This is a genomic window from Amylolactobacillus amylophilus DSM 20533 = JCM 1125 (genome assembly GCF_001936335.1).
Classification (GTDB): Bacteria; Bacillota; Bacilli; order Lactobacillales; family Lactobacillaceae; genus Amylolactobacillus; species Amylolactobacillus amylophilus.
Genome location: NZ_CP018888.1, coordinates 1,119,700 through 1,137,501, shown reverse-complemented (window position 1 = coordinate 1,137,501; position 17,802 = coordinate 1,119,700). Strand labels below are relative to the sequence as shown.

The 17,802-nt window shown below is 47.4% G+C and carries 17 protein-coding genes; 12 read left to right on the top strand and 5 right to left on the bottom strand.

Annotated elements, in window-relative coordinates:
- Position 1: 1 nt before the first annotated feature.
- A complete protein-coding gene (locus LA20533_RS05955) occupies positions 2 to 799 on the bottom strand; it encodes an amino acid ABC transporter substrate-binding protein (RefSeq protein ID WP_082611531.1) in 798 nt (265 codons plus the stop codon).
- A 172-nt stretch (positions 800 to 971) separates the two neighbouring features.
- Between LA20533_RS05955 and LA20533_RS05950 the strand changes: the two genes are divergently transcribed.
- Entirely contained in the window at positions 972 to 1,907 is a 936-nt protein-coding gene (locus LA20533_RS05950; protein ID WP_056945815.1) for a phosphoglycerate dehydrogenase, read from the top strand.
- On the opposite strand, the gene LA20533_RS05945 is transcribed toward LA20533_RS05950, so the two are convergent.
- A complete protein-coding gene (locus tag LA20533_RS05945) occupies positions 1,904 to 2,428 on the bottom strand; it encodes a GNAT family N-acetyltransferase (protein WP_054746233.1) in 525 nt (174 codons plus the stop codon). The genes LA20533_RS05950 and LA20533_RS05945 overlap by 4 nt on opposite strands.
- A gap of 83 nt (positions 2,429 to 2,511) precedes the next feature.
- Here LA20533_RS05945 and LA20533_RS05940 point away from each other — a divergent pair, with 83 nt between their 5' ends.
- From LA20533_RS05940 to LA20533_RS05915, 6 genes are all read left to right on the top strand, one after another.
- Positions 2,512 to 2,913, top strand: coding sequence for a serine aminopeptidase domain-containing protein (locus tag LA20533_RS05940; protein ID WP_056945814.1), 402 nt, complete (start codon positions 2,512 to 2,514; stop codon positions 2,911 to 2,913).
- A gap of 39 nt (positions 2,914 to 2,952) precedes the next feature.
- A complete protein-coding gene (locus LA20533_RS05935; protein ID WP_054746231.1) occupies positions 2,953 to 3,405 on the top strand; it encodes a hypothetical protein in 453 nt (150 codons plus the stop codon).
- A gap of 31 nt (positions 3,406 to 3,436) precedes the next feature.
- Positions 3,437 to 4,204 (top strand): alpha/beta hydrolase, encoded by a 768-nt coding sequence (locus LA20533_RS05930; RefSeq protein WP_056945813.1) that lies wholly within the window; start codon positions 3,437 to 3,439, stop codon positions 4,202 to 4,204.
- Positions 4,205 to 4,401: 197 nt separating this feature from the next.
- Positions 4,402 to 7,236: a cation-translocating P-type ATPase gene (locus tag LA20533_RS05925; protein ID WP_371857359.1), complete on the top strand. Its 2,835-nt coding sequence runs from the start codon at positions 4,402 to 4,404 to the stop codon at positions 7,234 to 7,236.
- A 109-nt stretch (positions 7,237 to 7,345) separates the two neighbouring features.
- Positions 7,346 to 8,152, top strand: coding sequence for an ABC transporter ATP-binding protein (locus LA20533_RS05920; protein WP_056945811.1), 807 nt, complete (start codon positions 7,346 to 7,348; stop codon positions 8,150 to 8,152).
- Entirely contained in the window at positions 8,127 to 9,854 is a 1,728-nt protein-coding gene (locus LA20533_RS05915) for a hypothetical protein (protein WP_056945810.1), read from the top strand. Before LA20533_RS05920 ends, LA20533_RS05915 begins: the two co-directional genes overlap by 26 nt.
- Before the next feature lie 76 nt (positions 9,855 to 9,930).
- Here the strand turns inward: LA20533_RS05915 and LA20533_RS05910 are convergent, their stop codons facing one another.
- The gene (locus LA20533_RS05910; protein ID WP_056945809.1) at positions 9,931 to 10,746 is read right to left on the bottom strand and encodes a DUF368 domain-containing protein; all 816 of its coding nucleotides are present in this window, start codon (positions 10,744 to 10,746) and stop codon (positions 9,931 to 9,933) included.
- 140 nt (positions 10,747 to 10,886) lie between these two features.
- Between LA20533_RS05910 and LA20533_RS05905 the strand changes: the two genes are divergently transcribed.
- Both LA20533_RS05905 and LA20533_RS05900 read left to right on the top strand, forming a co-directional pair.
- Positions 10,887 to 11,504 (top strand): HAD family hydrolase, encoded by a 618-nt coding sequence (locus tag LA20533_RS05905; protein ID WP_056945808.1) that lies wholly within the window; start codon positions 10,887 to 10,889, stop codon positions 11,502 to 11,504.
- Between the two features lie 74 nt (positions 11,505 to 11,578).
- A complete protein-coding gene (locus tag LA20533_RS05900) occupies positions 11,579 to 11,884 on the top strand; it encodes a hypothetical protein (RefSeq protein ID WP_056945807.1) in 306 nt (101 codons plus the stop codon).
- On the opposite strand, the gene sstT is transcribed toward LA20533_RS05900, so the two are convergent.
- Positions 11,881 to 13,134 (bottom strand): serine/threonine transporter SstT, encoded by a 1,254-nt coding sequence (gene sstT, locus LA20533_RS05895; protein ID WP_056945806.1) that lies wholly within the window; start codon positions 13,132 to 13,134, stop codon positions 11,881 to 11,883. The two genes, LA20533_RS05900 and sstT, sit on opposite strands and share 4 nt — an antisense overlap.
- A 206-nt stretch (positions 13,135 to 13,340) precedes the next feature.
- Here sstT and LA20533_RS05890 point away from each other — a divergent pair, with 206 nt between their 5' ends.
- Both LA20533_RS05890 and LA20533_RS05885 read left to right on the top strand, forming a co-directional pair.
- Positions 13,341 to 14,714 (top strand): NAD-dependent succinate-semialdehyde dehydrogenase, encoded by a 1,374-nt coding sequence (locus tag LA20533_RS05890; RefSeq protein ID WP_056945805.1) that lies wholly within the window; start codon positions 13,341 to 13,343, stop codon positions 14,712 to 14,714.
- Between the two features lie 269 nt (positions 14,715 to 14,983).
- The gene (locus LA20533_RS05885) at positions 14,984 to 16,102 is read left to right on the top strand and encodes an NADH-dependent flavin oxidoreductase (protein WP_056945804.1); all 1,119 of its coding nucleotides are present in this window, start codon (positions 14,984 to 14,986) and stop codon (positions 16,100 to 16,102) included.
- A gap of 70 nt (positions 16,103 to 16,172) precedes the next feature.
- On the opposite strand, the gene LA20533_RS05880 is transcribed toward LA20533_RS05885, so the two are convergent.
- Entirely contained in the window at positions 16,173 to 17,018 is an 846-nt protein-coding gene (locus tag LA20533_RS05880) for a M48 family metalloprotease (RefSeq protein WP_056945803.1), read from the bottom strand.
- A 112-nt stretch (positions 17,019 to 17,130) separates the two neighbouring features.
- Here LA20533_RS05880 and LA20533_RS05875 point away from each other — a divergent pair, with 112 nt between their 5' ends.
- Complete coding sequence (locus LA20533_RS05875; protein ID WP_056945802.1) at positions 17,131 to 17,796, top strand: SGNH/GDSL hydrolase family protein; 666 nt, start codon at positions 17,131 to 17,133, stop codon at positions 17,794 to 17,796.
- The last annotated feature ends 6 nt before the right edge of the window (positions 17,797 to 17,802 follow it).

The window sequence follows — 17,802 nt, the reverse complement described above, 5'->3', positions numbered from 1 at the left end:
ATTAATTCTTCGTGATGTCCTTTCCGAAATAGCGCTCAGAGATTTTGATTAATTCACCGTTTGCCCGGAGCTTATTCAACGCTTGGTCCACCTTTTGTTTCAGCGACTGTTGATTACGGTGAATCAAGGCCGCAGTTGGTACACTGTCCGCCGCCTTTTTCACAATCTTCAATGGGGCATTTGGCTTATGTTTGAGGTAATCGTAGAATACGACGTCATCGTTTAAGGTGGCATCGGCGCGCCCCTCAATGATGAGGTCCGCTCCCTTAGTAAACGCATCCGTGTTGACGATTTTCGCTCCATATTTCTCAGCCAGCGCGCCGTAATTGCTGGTTAACGACTGGGCGCTTCTCTTACCCCGCAAGTCATTGAACGACGTGATATTTGAATTGTTTTTGTGCACAATGAGGGAAGCATGCGAGTAACTATACGGTGTCGATAATAAGAACTTCGCCTTCCGCTCGGGTGTGATTCCCACCTGATTAAAGACGATGTCGGTCTTGCCAGCATTAAACGCCGCAATCATGGAATCCCAAGGAGCGTCAATGAACTGTACTTTCATCCCAAGCTCCTTGAAAACGGCTTTGGCCACGTCAACATCAAACCCAACGAGTTGATTATCCTTATTATAGTAAGAGAACGGCTCGTAGGTCCCCTCGGTCCCAATGCGAATCACGTTCGTATCTGTAGTGCTCGCGGTTGAGGCGTTTTCTTGCGTATTCTTCACCCAGGCAAAAACCAGGTAGGCAGTCAGCAAGACTACACCCAAAATTTGTAGAATTCTTTTAAAAATTTTCATAAATCCCCATCCAAGAGTCAAAAAGAAGAAACTCTTTGTCGTAATTTGTATAATAGTAATATATAAGCAATAGTATTCAATTTATAGCTAACTGGTAGTCAAGTCAAATAAATTTCATTGTAGCCAATTCAATTTCTAATCGGTGTTGGTTTCAGTGAAGCAGGAGGAAAACATGAGTAAAAAAGTATTGGTACCCAATTTCATGCCGGAAGCAGCAATTGAGATACTCACTAACAACCACTTTGAGGTCGTTAGGGGTAGGATGGCCAGCACCACATCCTTAATCGAGGAGGCTAAAGGCGTAGACGCCATCATTTTGAACACGACGCCCGTAGACGCCACAGTCTTTGCAGCTCTGCCTACGCTGAAACTGGTCGCACGCTTTGGCGTTGGGTATGACAACATTGACCTGGACGCAGCCACGAAAGCTGGCGTCACCGTCACGAACACGCCAGGTGCAAACGCGACGAGCGTTGCCGAGCTAACTCTCACCTTGATTTTAAACCTACTAACACTCACACCACGCTATAATCAGGCGCTGAAGTCACAGGATAATTCGTTGATCGCAGATGCTCCATTTGGCCTAGAACTGGCGCACAAAACCGTTGGTTTAATCGGTTACGGGCACATTGCCCAGGAAGTCGAGGAGAGACTTCATGCCTTCAATGCCAAAATTCTGATTGCTAACCGAACGAAGCGGGAATTCAAGTATGGTGAATACGTCTCACTAACGAGACTAGTCGCCGAGAGCGATATCATTAGCATCCACGTCCCAGACACACCAGATACCCACCAGCTAGTAAATGCCGACTTGCTCAAACAAATGAAACCGACGGCATATATTGTCAATACTGCACGTGGTGGCGTCATCGACGAATCTGCCTTAGTCAAGGCCCTTCAATCGGGCGAAATAGCGGGTGCCGGCCTTGATGTTTTCGCAACAGAGCCACTTCCACTCGCGAGTCAGCTCCGTGATTTACCAAACACCATCATCACACCGCATATCGGTGCCAGGACCACAGAGGCCGCAATGAACATGGCCACAATGGCCGTGGAGGAGGTCATTCGGGTCCTCAGTGGACGAAAACCAACGGCCCAAGTCAATTAATTTGTGGTAACCTGATAAACAATTCTTTCTGGGTTTGTAATCGCGGGGAGAATCAGCTCACCGACCTCGTGGAATCCGGCCCGAATGATTGTCTTTTGCATGGCGAAATTCCGGGGATGTGTATCAATTCTCAGATCATAGATCCCCCGTTTCTGGGCATTCTCAATGATTGCTTGCAAGAACTTGGTCCCAATACCCTGCCCGGCAAAAGTCGAGCTGACAGCGAACCGGTGCACTATGAGATAGTGTTCATTCTTTTGGAACCGCTCGTCGTCATAGAGCGGATTCTGCACAGCACTAACTGCGGCAGTCGCCACCAAGGTCTTTCCTGAGAAAAAGCCGTAGCTTTGCCCCAGTGCGAAGTCATGCTCTAAATCTGACATGCTCGGGTAAGGGCCCTCCTGCCATTGCGGTATGTTACGTTCCTGTAGAATTGTTTTCGCCTGATTCAGCAATCCTAGTTGCTGCTCCAGCTCGTCTTCATGTACTTTTCTCAATTCAAATCGGCGCGAATTAATCATGCTTATTCTATTCTCCTCCATCATAAAACATGTTTGTATGTTTAATTGTTTTTTAGTCCAGAAGTCACCCGGTAGAGGCTCGTATGGAAATAATTGATTATCTTAAAGCAGTAAACGGTACCAGTGCAAATTATTATACTCTGTGGCCGGTCAAAAAGCCGCGGGCAATTGTCCAAATCATCACCGGGATGTCTGATTATATCGACCGTTACGACCATTTCGCCCACTTCCTGAACCAACAAAACATTCTGGTGATTGGCCATGACCACTTCGGTAAGGGTAAGGCCGTTCTCAAGCGGAATGATCTGGGCAACATTATTCCACAGACACAAATAAGTACACCAACACCTGAAATTGTCACACGCAGTAAAAACGTGAGCCTAGCTTGCCGTCAGTTTTATCCCGAGATCCCCCTGATTATCCTCGGTCGTTCACTCGGCTCCATCGTGGTTACCGAACTACTGCAAGAGGACCATGAGCTCTAACAGGCGGCAATCTTAATTGGAATTATTAACCTTCCCTCTGTGGCAAAGCTATTTGCACCTGCAATCAAGTCATTTCAACCACTTGAGAGTACCAGACTAACCCGCGAATTGAATCAAAAAGCAAACAACGTATTCAACCAGGATTTCCAATCCGGAGAGAAGTTTGGCTGGGTCACAAACAACCCAATGGTTAGAAAGCAGCTAGAACTAGAACCACTGGTGGGCTATGATTACACCCTCGCTAGCTGGCAACTGATTGCACAACTGGCGCTAACCACGACTTCTGACGACTGGTTGGCTGGTTTACCGGCAGATTATCGCCTTCTCATAATGAGTGGCTCACTTGACCCAGCAGGTGGTTATGGTCTACGCTTGTCCAAGTTAACCACTGCAATCAGCACACGTAATCTGCTTAATGTAGAAACCAAATTGTGCTACAGAATGCAGCACGAGCTGCTTTTTGACCGACAGAATGAAGCAGTATTTCAATAGATTTTAAAATTTATCAACAGGAGTATTAGTAATGATTACAGTTAAAAAAGAGCTGGTATTCGATCCAGATAGAAACCTCGCCTTCGACTTGTACCTACCAGAACACGAAAATGGCAAAATATTGGTCTTCTGGCACGGTGGTGGTTGGTTCCGCGGCGATAAATCTAGCGCACAACCAATTGGGGAGATTGCCGCAAATAATGGTTTTAAAGTACTAATTCCCAATTACAGACTGGCACCGAGACATACCTTTCCAAGCGCGCATGAAGACAGTGCCAGGCTCATCAAATGGTTGCTGCAGAGCGATTATTACGCTGCAGAGGATCAAATAGTCCAGATTGGCGCGAGTGTTGGTGGCACCATGGCCCTAGTCCTCTCCATGAAGTACGGCTTCAAGACAGTCACCTGGTCGGCACCACTCAACTTCTCCCGTTGGCTACACGAGCATGAAGACGTGCACGCCGCGGTCGATGCCAAAAACGAGTTAGGTTTAGAAGATCCAACAGATATTCACGCCTCATTCTACAAGTACTTCGTTGAAACATATCTCGGTCCGGAGGCGACAGACATTGAGCGCAATCAGCTAAACGTCGAAGCAACCTACAACGGTAAGATTGGGCCAATCCTGCTCTATAACTCGACCAATGAATTAGTGCCTTTGCAGGATACACTGAATTTCGTCAGCTTACTTGCGCACGATGATTTACCCGTTACACTCCACACCGTGGCCGGTAGTGGCCACGCAATGGACTATAGTGAGAATGTCCTCAGTGCCAGCTTACAATTTTTAGCAGATTAATCAGCATAACGAATTACCACAGCAACATCTAACATCTTAGAGGTTGCTGTTTTTTCCCAATATTGCGCTGTTCAAAGATAACTCAGGCGTTAGGTTTGATACCTATCATTTTTTATGAAACAATGTTATTAGGAATTTTAAATGCATAAATGGCATTTTTTTTGTTGCCATTTCATGTGAACCAATAAGGGAGATGAATTATGAGCTACAACAAGCATAGAAAAGCCGTGCTAAAGGAACTGGAAACGAACCAGACCAGCGGGCTGACGAACGAGCAGGTTAAGTCGCGGCAGGAACAATTTGGGCCGAATACATTCAAGAGTGAGGAGAAGGTGAAGCCGCTCAGCGTCTTTTTGCATACCCTAAGAGAGCCGATTGTCATCGTGCTCTGGATTGCCATCGCGCTCTCCATCGCCAGTGCATTCTATGATATCTACGTAAATCACGACATGGAACACGCGATGAGCGCGGTCTACGAGACTGTGGCGATTCTCGCGATTATCTTAATTAATTCGTTAGTCACTTTCTACCAGACACTCCAAGCGAAGAAATCGCTCGATAGTCTGAAAAAGATGGTCGACCACCATGCGCTCGTCCTTCGTGAGGGCGACTGGTCCCACGTGAACGTGCTAGACCTCGTACCAGGTGATATTGTGAAGTTTAAAATGGGCGACTTCATTGAGGCTGACTTGCGCATTCTCTCAGCCAATGAGCTTTCGTTAAATGAATCACACCTCACCGGTGAGTCCGACCCGATTAATAAAACTACCGCAGCATTACCGGATGAGACCGGTCTGGGAGACCAAACCAACATGGCCTTCTCCGGCTCGACCGTGATGAACGGTAGCGGACTGGGTGTCGTCGTGCAGACAGGAATGGCAACGGAGCTCGGCAAGATTGCAGGCATGCTGCAGGAAACGCCAATTGCCCCAACCCCAATTGAGAAAACCATCAAAAACCTCACGAGAACGTTAATGTATGTGGCGGCGGGCATTGTCGCAGTAGTACTAATCTACGGTATTGCAAAGGAGTACATGAACTACGGTGCCGTGACGATTGAGGCAGTGATGGCAAACATCAGCTCGGCCATTGCCGTGGCCGTGGCCTCAATTCCGGATGCCATGCCGGTGGTCCTCTCAATCGTGTTGACCATTGGTGCCGGCATCATGGCCCGTAACAACGGTCTAATAAAGTCTTTGAATAGCGTGGAAACGCTTGGCGCTACAACATTCATTGCGTCTGATAAGACGGGAACGCTGACCAAGAACGAGATGACCGTGACCAACTTCTTCGCTAACGGCCATACTTTTGAGGTTTCTGGACAAGGTTACGAGCCCCACGGTGAAGTGACCCTGGTCGATGGTGTGGAGGAAGCAGCCGAGTTACTGCCGTTATATGAGAGATTCATCACCTCTGCCCTCCTAAACAACGAGGCCGCTATTCAACAAAGTCCAGACGATGGAGCATACTACCCGCTGGGTAACCCTACCGACGTGTCTTTGGTTGTCTTGGGCGCAAAAATCGGTCAGAACCATGCCGCCTTAATTTCGCAGCCCGCACCGGACTACAACATAATTCGTGTGCTGCCCTTCGACAGCACACGCAAGATGATGAGTATGGTGGTTCAAAAGGACGATGATTTTTACGTGTACACGAAGGGTGCACCCGATGTGCTGTTTCAAAAGGCCAGCGCAGCCCTCATTAAGGATCAGCTCGTTGATTTTGCCGAAGCTGCCACAATTTTCGACGAAAAACTCAATGAATTCGCCGACCAAGCGCTACGGACGATAGCTGTAGCGGAGCGCCAAGTTCCTGAGGATTTAGCGCGCAACGGGAGTGTCGCAGAACTCGAAACCGAATTCACTATCCTGGGACTTGCTGGCATCATTGATCCACCACGACCAGAGGTTAAGGCATCAATTAAGAAACTCCACCGTGCTGGCGTGGCAGTCGTGATGATTACCGGGGACCACGCGGCCACAGCGAATGCCATTGCCCTTCGCCTAGGAATCATCAATGCTAAATCCGCGCCGGCAATTACCGGTGCGGAGCTCAAAGCGATGTCGGATGAGGAATTGCTGCAAAGAGTTGAGCACACGCGGGTCTATGCTCGGGTCACACCAAGAGACAAGCAGCGCATCATTTCGGCCCTCCAGCAAAACAGCGAGGTGGTGGCAATGACCGGTGATGGGGTCAATGATGCACCCGCACTCAAGACCGCCGATATCGGCATTGCGATGGGCATCAACGGGACGGAGGTCACGAAAGATTCCGCAGACCTCATCCTGCTTGATGACAAGTTCACCACCATTGAGAAGTCCGTGGAAGCTGGCCGGCAAATATTCGGCAACATTAGAAACTTCATTAGACAAGAGCTCGTCACAAATGTCAGTGAGGTTCTATCGCTCCTGCTCGTCACGTTCTTCGTTACCAGACCGATCGGTCAGGTATCAGAGCTCACCCCATCCCTGACGGCCGTCATGGTCCTCTGGGTCAACATGATCAGTGATTCACTGCCATCGTTCTCGCTCGGCTTTGATAATGCAGAGAAGGATATCATGCTGCAAAAGCCGCGCAATATGCAAGAACCAATTCTGAACAAACGCATGCTTGAACGCGTGGCATTACGTGGCTTTACCATGGGCCTCATGGTCTTCTTTGCCTTCATCTGGGCGGCGAAAAACGGCTTTTCACCAGCCCAAGCACAGACCACGGCGTTCCTAATGCTCGTCTTTGGGCAACTCTGGCACATCTTTGATGCACGCAGCGAGCGGACAATCTTCGCCCGCAACCCGTTCAGCAACAAGGTGCTTTTATTGACGGTGGCCTTCGCGGGCATCTCTTCAGTACTCGTAACTTACCTACCACTTTTCCACAAAGTCATGGGTACAGCCCAGTTACCAGAGCTGGTCATTCTCGCATTACTTTTCATCTCAGCAATACCAACATTCTTGATTTCCGGTATTAAGGAAATGATTTACCGCCGCCAATGTACCGCTGTCAAGAATAAGCTACAAAACGAAGAGGATTAACTCTCTGAGTAGGTGAGGCTAACTGCCAACCTACTTTTTTTGTGCCCGGAAGTTAACTATTAAAAGCACTTCCATTATGATACAATCAGCTCAAACATGGAGGTATAAAATGGATTATTCGATTGAACTGAGGAATATTGGCAAGATCTTCGATGAGAAGGTTGTGCTACGCAACTTGAGTTTTGCCGTACAACCGGGCAAGATCATTGGCTACATTGGTCCAAATGGTGCCGGCAAGAGTACCACTATCAAGCTCATCATGGGCTTAATCGAGCCCGATACGGGCGAAATCTATATCAATGGTGAGTTGATTCATGCCGGTGACCAGGAATACAAGAAACATATCGGCTATGTCCCCGAGGCATCAGATGTGTTTGAAGTTCTGACCGCGGTCGAGTACATCACCTTCATCGCCGAACTATATGGTATCGACGCGACGGAGGCAGAAATGAAGACGCGCCAATTACTAGATGTGCTCGGCCTAAGCGCGAGCGCTGACAAACGTCTCGCGACATTCTCAAAGGGCATGCGCCAAATCGTGTTGTTGATTGGTGCACTGATCCATAACCCTGACATTATTTTCCTCGATGAACCTCTAAACGGGATCGACGCTAACACTGTCCTAGTAATTGAAGAAATCCTCGGCAAGTTACGAGACGAGGGTAAGACCATCTTCTATTCATCCCACATTATGGACGTCGTTCAGCGTCTTAGTGACCAAATCCTAATGCTAAACAACGGGGCAATTGCCGCGAACGGTACCTACCAGGAGCTAGTGAATAACGATCAGAATGCCTCCCTGCAAAGCCTGTTCAATGATCTCACCGGCTTCCAAGAACACGGCGAAAAAGCTACAGAATTCGTCAACATCGTGACAGGAGGTGCCCCAGATGCGGCAACTGTTTCAGAGGAATAAAGTCATTGAGCCAAAGGCCTACAAGTTACCAGTATTCGTCAAGGTGCTTGACCGTTTTCAATCAATTTTCACCAACAATGGCGTTAATTATCCAGAACTCCGACTAATCATCAAGACGAAATTACTGATGGATACCCGGATTGACTCAAACAGAGGCGATGGCTTTAACAACAAGCAAAAAGATGGGCGCAATAAGTACCTCCAGTCGATCTGGCTGAACTTGTTCATGGGCTTATTCATGACCGTGTTATTATTCATGCCCGTACCCGCGTTCTCCCGTTACGGGCTGATCTTCTTAGCGGGCTTCTTCATGCTTTTAATGTCGCTGCTCCAATCCTTCTCAGGCTTATTGTTAAACCCAAAGGATCGGGAGATTATGGGCACACGGGGCGTCGATGACCGCACGCTAAATATCAGTCGCTTCACCTATATCTCCTACTACGTCCTCCTTACTTTCTTCAGTCTCCTTGGGCCAGCCATCATCGCAAGTATCATTAATGATGGTCCACTGACTGGGCTAGTCTTTTTGGTGATGGCACTGCTCATTGGCCTGACCACCCTCTTCATGGCGATGCTCCTGTACCTCGTAATTCTAAAGACCTTTAGTGGTGAACGTCTAAAGAACATGCTGAACTCACTGCAGATCTTCATGGTCATCCTGACGGTTGCCATCTTCTACATCCCGCAATTCATGAACTACGACAAATTAGATTTTCTACCGAACACGTTCCAATGGTTCTACACCTTCACTTTCCCCGTCTGGTTTGCCGCTCCTGTCACACTCATGACGTTCAACGGCGCTACCGTTAACCTGATTGTCTTGACCGTCCTCTCTTTTGTCCTCACTTGGGTGATGTTCATCCTCTACCGCAATAACTCAGGTAAGTTCGAGCTATATTTAGCTAAACTCAGTTCGAATGAGGGTTCTGTCAACAAAAACGGTTGGTGGTTCAAACTTGCCACCAAGCTTGCCGCTAAAAGTCCCAAGGAACGAACTTATTTCAAACTGGCCTGGCGCATCATGCAAAACGAGCGCGAGTTTAAGTTGAAAACATACCCGATGTTTGGGATGGGCTTCTTGATTATTGCGATCATGGTTGTTAGCTCAACCAGAAGCATCATGGAGAGCATGAAGATCTCACTATTCAGCGCTGCCGGCTTTGACTTCATGCAAGATTACGGTATCTTCTCCTTCCTGAGTTTCTCAACAATCTTCGGGGCACAAATGATTGGCATAATGCTTGATCAAAGTACCCAGGCTAATGGCTTTACCATTCTGAATGCCATCCCAAATTCAGATACCAACTTGTACCGCCGAGCAACACTGAAGGCCGTCATCATGCGTTTCATCCTGCCCATCAGCTTGATGAGCGATGCTGTCGCCATCTTCCTCGTCAAACCAAAGTATTATTTAATGCTACTGGCGGGCCCTGCGCTCAGCATCCTGCTCTTTCTATGTGTCGCTAGCATATTTATGCGCAAGGTGCCATTCAACGAATTACCGACACCAAGTAAGGGTTCAGTCAACAGTGCTAAAGGAGCAATTGCAACCGTCCTGATGATTTGGCTAGCGATGGCACTCGCTGCAGGTGCTTACTTCTGGGTCTGGGGTGGCGTCATCATCGTGATTGCTAGTCTGTTGGTATCATATCTGCTGTTGTACCACGTCAAAACCAAGCAAGAACATTTCTACGTCCAATAGTTAGCGCACCAAAAAAAAGAGTTAACCCGGTAGTGAATTACCAAGGTTAACTCTTTTTTTATTGTGTAAATTCGATTTAATTAGTCTCGTATTTGGTCTCTAATTGGGCCATGAACCAACCGAGGGCGGCGCCCGCCAGCAACATTAAAATGGCAATCAAAACGTAACTCACGGTGTAATGCGCATCAAACGGGATAATCATCACCGTTGAGGCTGCCACCACGCCTAGAATGAAGTGGAACATGCTGGCATATGCCTTGGCAAAAATCAGCGAGATGAGTTTGGCCAAGAGCACGAGGCTCAAAACACCCCCAAGTGCTAGAGGAACCACGACTGCAAGGTCGAAGCTCTTGATGCCATCGGCCATATCCTTATACATGCCCATATAAATCAGGAAGTTGGATGGTGAGAGACCTGGCACAATCACCCCTAGACCAATTAGGAAGCCGCCAAGCACCCAGGTACCAAAATTTTGGGGTACATTACCGATTAGGGATTCACCGAAAATCAGAAAAGTGAGACTGACGACAAAGCTGAGTACCAGTACCCCATAATGACGCTTTGTACGACCCATTTTACCGGCCTGTTGCCACAACGCTGGTAGGGTTCCGACAATTGCCCCGACGAAGAACCAGAGCATCGTGTCCTGATGCTCGCCAAGCGCGAAGCTTACAACATAGGAGAACAGAACCAAGCCAACCAGCCCCCCGAGCCCAACGGGTAACAGAAATAAGAAATTATCCTTGAAATTTCTGCGGACATGGGCCAGAAATTCGATGATGTGCTCGTAAATCCCGAAGACAGCAGCGAGTGCTCCACCACTGACTCCCGGTAGGATGAACCCTGAGCCGACGAAAATTCCCTTCACAAAGCGTAAAATCCAATCAATCATATAAGACTCCTCTACTCGTATAGTAGCAATAGTTTAACATAGCTAAGTGCGAATTGGTAAAGTTGTTATTTGATTTAATAATTTGTTAAACTATCCATATTACACCGTAATTGATTACACGGTCTGAAGAGGAACACATAATGATCAACACTGTTTTATTTGATGTAGACGGCACCCTGCTAGACACAGAGATGGCCAATCTGGGAGCACTACAGCAAATGCTCCTGAAGCACTATCACATTAATAAATCCATTGCCGAACTTGAATTTGCGTTGGGCATCCCCGCCCACAAAATCATGGCAGAATTGCAGATTCCCTTTGCAGAATCGGTCGAGCTATGGGACGCTCAGATGCCAGAATTCCAGCACTTGGTAAAAGTTTTCGACGGGATTAACCACACGATTGATAATCTGCTGCGTGAAAGGCTGGCTCTTGGGGTAGTCACTTCTGAGAATCAAACGGAACTAGAGCGACTCGTCTACCCGTATGGCATTGTGCAGAAGTTTCCCTATGTTGTCACTGCAAGTGATACTACAGAGCATAAACCAAGTCCTGCACCGGTGTTGAAGGCCTTAGAGGCTACTGGCGCCTTTGCGGAAAATACTATCTACATCGGAGATTCAATCTACGACCTACAGAGTGCTAAGGCAGCCGGTGTGAAATTTGGCCTCGCTGGCTGGGGCGCGCACGATCGCGGTCAGTTCGAGAGCGCTGATTACAAGTTCAGTTCACCAGCAGAAATCGAGGCAATTATCTAAAAGACCCGCACGAATTGTGCGGGTCTTTCTGTGCGTAGTTGTAACCTACTCTGAGTTTGTCCACAGGGAATACAATGACGCCTTTATATAATCTACTTATTGAATCGTTCGGTATCCCGCTAGCTAAACATTCAAGTACAATTAAGTTGGCTAAGTCAGTAATAGTTCAGAAAGGAACGACAATGTCCAACTTAATTAGGGATATACCACTTTACTATGCCAAAACAAATTTTTTTGACGATATTTTTATCTGGCTGAAAGAGCATGTCCTCTTGCTCCAAATCGTTCTAATAGCACTTGGTATTCTGACATTCATCGTGATTTTTACCACCATCATCTACATCAGACTACGAGAACACCGCCACCGTAATATTGATTAGTCCGTCTCCTTGGCCTCTCGTACCTGCTTCACGATATCGACGGGTTGGCCGATTCGTCTGAGGTGCGCATACTCAGCTGTGGCGGTGAACACGAGATCACTGGCTGAGTTCACGGCTGTCTCTACCGCATCCTGAATCACACCAATAATGAAGCCAATTCCCACCATCTGCATGGCAATATCATTTGAGATGCCAAATAGACTACATGAGAGTGGGATCAACAGCAATGAACCCCCGGCAATTCCAGACGCACCAGTGGCTGAGATGGCTGTCAGCAAACAAAGAAGAAAGGCCGTGAAGAAATCCACGTGTAGGCCAAGCGTATTTGCGGCAGTCAATGTCATGATTGAAATAGTGATGGCCGCACCACCACTATTAGCAGAACCGCCAAGCGGAATGGAGATTGAATAGGTATTCTTATCTAGCTTCAATCTCCTAGCCAGATCAAGATTAATTGGAATATTGACCGCTGAGCTTCTGGTGAAAAATGCTGGAATGCCACTCTCTTTGAAAGCAAACCAAGTTAGTGGGAACGGATTCTGCCGAACCATCAACCAGGTCATCAACGGATAAATAACGAAGTTAACGAAGAACATCGTGCCCGCTAGTAGCAGAATCAGACGACCGTATGTAGCCATTCCCTTAATTCCAGTAGATGCAACAGAATTAAACACTAAGCCAATAATGCCAAACGGCGCCATCTGAATAATTGACTGGACAACATGTGTCACAGCCTCGGATAAGTCAATCACCGTCTTCTTAGTTGCCTCACCGATGCTACGCAAGCCCAGTCCTAGTAATACTGCCCAGAACAGGATTGACAAATAATTACCTTCCATGAGTGCGGAGACCGGATTGGCGACGGCATTCATCAGCAATTGGTTAATGACTTCACCGATTGCCTTTGGTGCCTTAGGCACACCGGCAACAGCCTCTTTTGGAAAAACCACCGTGATCGGAAAGAGGTACGTCACAAGAACGGCGACCAATGCTGCAACAAATGTGGCTCCCAGATACAAGATAACTATTGAACGCATGTTAGTCTGCGAGCCCTTTTTATGCCGTGCTAAAGCCGCGGTAATGATAAAGAAAACCAGAATTGGTGCGATAGCCTTCAAGGCGTTGATAAACAGGTTACCAATTACGCCGATCCAGGTCCAGGAAGGCAGGGTCAATCCCAATACAAAGCCAATCACGATTCCAATAATGATTCGTTTTATTAGTGAAATTCTAGTATAAGTTGCCCACATAATTCTTCTCCTCTAATGTCTATTTCTGCATTATACATGAAAAACGAACTTTTTAAAAAAAATTTAATCTTAATTGGTGCATAAATCTCCCGTTCATGCAGGTGGTCAATCAACAAGAAAACCAGTATAATTAAGCAGATGATTGCGCTTGCACAGCTATATCCGTAGCACGGAAATTTTTAACTAACGACAAGAAAGAGGTCTATATGACATACAAATCTACCAATCCGTTTACGAACGAAACGTTCAAGACATATGAGAACTCAAGCCCTGAGCAAGTCGAATCCGCCCTCGTGACCGTGGCCAAATTTGCGCCAACCCTAGCACAGATGGCCTTCGCCCGCAGGAGCGAGATTCTCCATCGAATTGCCAAGCTTTTCAAGCAGGAACAGCAACCGATGGCTCAGATGATGACGACTGAGATGGGTAAATTAATTACTGAGTCACTTGCCGAGGTCGAGCTCTGTATCAATATTCTTGATTATTTTGCCGACCACGGTGAGGAATTTATGGCACCAGTCACGTTAGACTCGAGTTTTGGTAAGGCGTATTACCTGAAACAGGCTATCGGACCGATTCTCATGTGTGAACCGTGGAATTTCCCCCTCTACCAAATTATTCGGGTCTTCGCACCGAATTATATGGCTGGTAACCCCATGATTCTGAAACACGCATCAAACGTCCCTGGCTCCGCAAGAATGGCAGCGGATATTATCAAGCGCGGTGGCGCCCCCGAAGGCAGTCTCATCAACCTCTTTGTCAGTTACGACCAGGTCGAGGAGATTATTGCTGATCCACGTATTAAAGCCGTGGCCCTAACCGGATCCGAACGTGGAGGTCGAGCAGTCGCACGGGCCGCAGGTGAGCATTTAAAGAAGTCCACGATGGAACTAGGTGGTAACGACGCGTTCATTATTTTAGACGACGCTGACAAAACAGAGCTGCAGAAGATTGTCGCAAATGCACGTCTGTCAAATGCCGGTCAAGTATGCACCAGTTCCAAACGTTTTATCGTCCTAGACAGCTACTTTGATGAGTTCATCGAACTGCTCACTAAAGAATTTAAAGCGGTGAAGATGGGTAACCCACTGGATCCTAAGACAACACTCGCACCATTATCCTCTGCTGCCGCTAAAGAAAAAATTCAGGTGCAAGTTGACCGCGCAGTCGCTAATGGCGCTAAGATAATCTACGGTAATGAACCAGTTGACCTTCCCGGACAATTCTTCATGCCCACCATCCTGTCTGATATTACACCGGACAATCCGATTTTCGACGAGGAATTATTCGGTCCCGTGGCGCAAGTCTACCGCGTTCATTCAGAACAAGAGGCCATTGCGTTAGCTAATAATTCCTCATATGGTCTTGGTAGCACGGTCTTCTCAGCTAACCCAGCACGCGCCGAGGCTGTGGCTGCCCAAATAGAGGCCGGTATGACATTCATCAATAGCGCATGGACAAGCTTACCAGAGTTACCGTTTGGTGGCATTAAGAATTCCGGTTACGGTCGTGAACTGAGTGAACTAGGCCAATTGGCATTCGTCAACGAACACCTCATCACCAATCACCTGGACCACTAATCTCGCGCAAAAGAAAAAGACGATGCGGCTGCATCGTCTTATTTTTTCATCTTAGCTAATGCTGCTTGAATTGTTCTGCCAGAAGCAGTTTTACTTGTTGCAGTGTCAGTCACAATAAAAATTTGTGTATCTGTATTCAATCTAAGTTGATATCTCATTGTTAGAACCTCCGTTCAAAAAATCGGACGGCCTTATAGTAGCGAATTTGTTCATTATAAGGCCATTTTGTGGTAATGTCAAAGAAAAGGATTTTTTTAGGAGTAATGATAATGAGCAAATTTGACGAACCCTTAACATTTAAATCCGGTGTGACTGTTACCAACCGGCTATTCCAGGCACCACTAACGAACGTCCAAAGCATGCACGATGGCCAAGTGACACTTGATGAGATGGCTTTCTATAGGGCGCGTGCTAAAGGCCTAGGCGCAGTTATTGTCTCCGCCTCAAACGTCACAGAATTAGGTAAGGGCTGGAACGGTGAGCTAAGCATCGCCGATGATAAATACATCCCGAACCTAAAAAAATTGGCAGAAACGATTCATGATGCAGGAGCCAAGGCCTTCATCCAGATTTTCCATGCTGGACGGCTTACCCATGAGGACACAATTCACACCCAGCCGATTGCCCCAAGTGTCGTACTGGCACATCGGCCAGGATCGGAACTACCACGAGCGATGACGGAAAACGAGATCGAAACCACCATCGCCGCTTTTGGCGCAGCAACCAGACGGGCAATTGAAGCTGGCTTTGATGGTGTCGAAATCCACGGTGCCAATGGCTATCTGGTTCAAGAATTCTTCTCACAACATGCTAACCGCAGAACCGATGCCTGGGGAGGTGATCGTGCACAACGTTTCCGCTTCCTAAATGAAGTTTTGCAGTCCGTCTTTGCCGCACGCAGCAAGTATGCGGACCGGCCATTCGTCATCGGCTACCGGTTCTCCCCGGAGGAATTTGGTCACGGGGGCATTGCCTTGCAGGATACCCTCTGGCTCCTCGATCAACTCCAGCAATTCGACCTAGATTACGTGCACATGTCGCTTGATGATTTCCAAAAGGTGTCACATAATCCAAATTTCCGGGAACACTCCATTCTGAAATACATTCACGACCATATTGATGGGCGCTTCCCATTGATTGGTGTCGGTGGTGTCCGGACTCGCGCCGATGTATTAGGCGTATTGGAAAATGCCGAAATTGTTGGAATTGGCCAACAGCTCATCATGCAACCAGACTGGCCCGTTCTGCTAGAAGAAGGGCGTGATGATCAATTTGACTTACGCCCACTCACGGTGGCAGTTGAGGACGCTCCAATTACCCGCACATTCTACGGGTATCTAATCAAGCGTTTTATCAGACTAAAGAAGCTACCAAAGCCTGAAAAATAACCAATAAAAAATGGTGTTACCAACGTTAAAATTGGCAACACCATTTTGATTATTAGTCATCGACTCAATTTCATTTCTTGTTATTTAGAGCCGTAACCACCGATGTGATCAATGAGGAGACTAGCAGCAAGTAGCTGGAAATGCCGAAACCAACGGTCATGCTGAGGACATCCGCTAGTTTAGCGCTGAACATGGAGACCAGCTTGCCCTCCTCCACCGTGTTCATGATGTAGATTAGGCTGGCCATTACGACAATCAAAACGACGCTCTCTAACGCGGAAAGGATAAACGCCCAGAGCCGTGACCGTCGTTTCTTAGAGAGGGTAAGTAGAATAATCATGATTGGCGCTCCAATGACGATTGTCAGGAACCCGTAGCTGAGAATTCCGGCGTTCAACCCTATTTGGGCAATCGTCAAAGACGTCTGGTAGATTGATGACTTGCTCTCAATCCCTACTAACACATAAGCAGAGGCAAACGGGCCATAGAAGACGAGTACTAGGGTGATTGCAGCCAGAAATAGCACGAGTAGATTGAGATTCAACCCACCGACGCGCCTGTCAATCTTCTGTCTTTCAGGCGAGGGATTCTCTGGTGCAGCTACCCGTTCTTCAATTCCCGCGCCGACTCGTTGACCTAAAAAGTCGACTTGTGTCGAGAGCCGCCGGTTGAGCTTACTCTCCTTCTCTTCCGGCTGGGTCTGTGCCATGATGTAAATTAGAATCATACCAGCGATGAGCGCTGCCCAGCCCAACGTCCTAGAGGCACTCATCAGCAGAATAATCACCAGACCAACAACTAGAATGATCATGCCATTTGTACTAATCCAGTCGGTCACCTTATCGAGTGGCTTCCGCTTCTTCGGAGTAGTTGGCCGATTAAGCGATTGCCTATTATTTTCGTTGTAGTTAGCCATTTTGTTCCTCCTACTACCTAGTTCAGATTATAACATTTTTCAGAGGGATACTCGCACGAACAAAATCGTGTTAGAATTAAATTACATCGAAAAGGACAGGGAAATCGTGAGTATGAAAAAGATTAGCACAATGAGTATTATTGCTCTAGTTACAGCGATGCTTGGTGCCTGTCAAAATGACGCAGCTGTAACTAAGGCACCAGCCGCGGCTGATAAAACAACCAAAAAAGTCACTAAGGTTAAGAAAGCAAAGCCAGTCGACTACACAACCTTGACTAAGCGTGAGCAATCATACATTAACCAGCTAAAAATAACCGCCATTGGTGATTCAGTCATGGAAGGTAGTGCGTACAAGTACAAGAAAGTCTTTTCGCAAATGAACCTGAACACGAGCGTCAGTCGTCAGATTTACGAATTAGCAGACATCGAGCGCTCAATGATTGACCAAGGACAGATGGCGGACACATTACTAATCGGCCTGGGGACAAACGGGACATATACACCTGAGCAAATGGCACAGATCATGCAGGTTGCCGGCACTAAACGCACGGTGTTCTGGATTAATGTCCACACGCCGGACAGCCCGTGGGAAGAGGAAGTTAATGCTGCACTCGCTAAATCCGCGAAGAAGTATCAGAATCTGACCATAATTGATTGGGCAGCATATTCGAAGGACCACAACGATTGGTTCGTCGCCGATCACACTCATCCAACAACGGACGGAATTAACAGCCTGGTCACTTTCGTAGCGAAGAACATCGCGCTCAAGAATCTTTAGCCTTAA

Coding starts and splice junctions, on each gene's coding strand:
- LA20533_RS05915 (WP_056945810.1), top strand. CDS start 8,127: ATGCGGCAACTGTTTCAGAGGAATAAAGTCATTGAGCCAAAGGCCTAC.
- LA20533_RS05875 (WP_056945802.1), top strand. CDS start 17,131: ATGAAAAAGATTAGCACAATGAGTATTATTGCTCTAGTTACAGCGATG.
- LA20533_RS05955 (WP_082611531.1), bottom strand. CDS start 799: ATGAAAATTTTTAAAAGAATTCTACAAATTTTGGGTGTAGTCTTGCTG.
- LA20533_RS05945 (WP_054746233.1), bottom strand. CDS start 2,428: ATGATTAATTCGCGCCGATTTGAATTGAGAAAAGTACATGAAGACGAG.
- sstT (WP_056945806.1), bottom strand. CDS start 13,134: ATGTGGGCAACTTATACTAGAATTTCACTAATAAAACGAATCATTATT.
- LA20533_RS05880 (WP_056945803.1), bottom strand. CDS start 17,018: ATGGCTAACTACAACGAAAATAATAGGCAATCGCTTAATCGGCCAACT.
- LA20533_RS05890 (WP_056945805.1), top strand. CDS start 13,341: ATGACATACAAATCTACCAATCCGTTTACGAACGAAACGTTCAAGACA.
- LA20533_RS05940 (WP_056945814.1), top strand. CDS start 2,512: ATGGAAATAATTGATTATCTTAAAGCAGTAAACGGTACCAGTGCAAAT.
- LA20533_RS05930 (WP_056945813.1), top strand. CDS start 3,437: ATGATTACAGTTAAAAAAGAGCTGGTATTCGATCCAGATAGAAACCTC.
- LA20533_RS05900 (WP_056945807.1), top strand. CDS start 11,579: ATGACGCCTTTATATAATCTACTTATTGAATCGTTCGGTATCCCGCTA.
- LA20533_RS05905 (WP_056945808.1), top strand. CDS start 10,887: ATGATCAACACTGTTTTATTTGATGTAGACGGCACCCTGCTAGACACA.
- LA20533_RS05920 (WP_056945811.1), top strand. CDS start 7,346: ATGGATTATTCGATTGAACTGAGGAATATTGGCAAGATCTTCGATGAG.
- LA20533_RS05885 (WP_056945804.1), top strand. CDS start 14,984: ATGAGCAAATTTGACGAACCCTTAACATTTAAATCCGGTGTGACTGTT.
- LA20533_RS05950 (WP_056945815.1), top strand. CDS start 972: ATGAGTAAAAAAGTATTGGTACCCAATTTCATGCCGGAAGCAGCAATT.
- LA20533_RS05910 (WP_056945809.1), bottom strand. CDS start 10,746: ATGATTGATTGGATTTTACGCTTTGTGAAGGGAATTTTCGTCGGCTCA.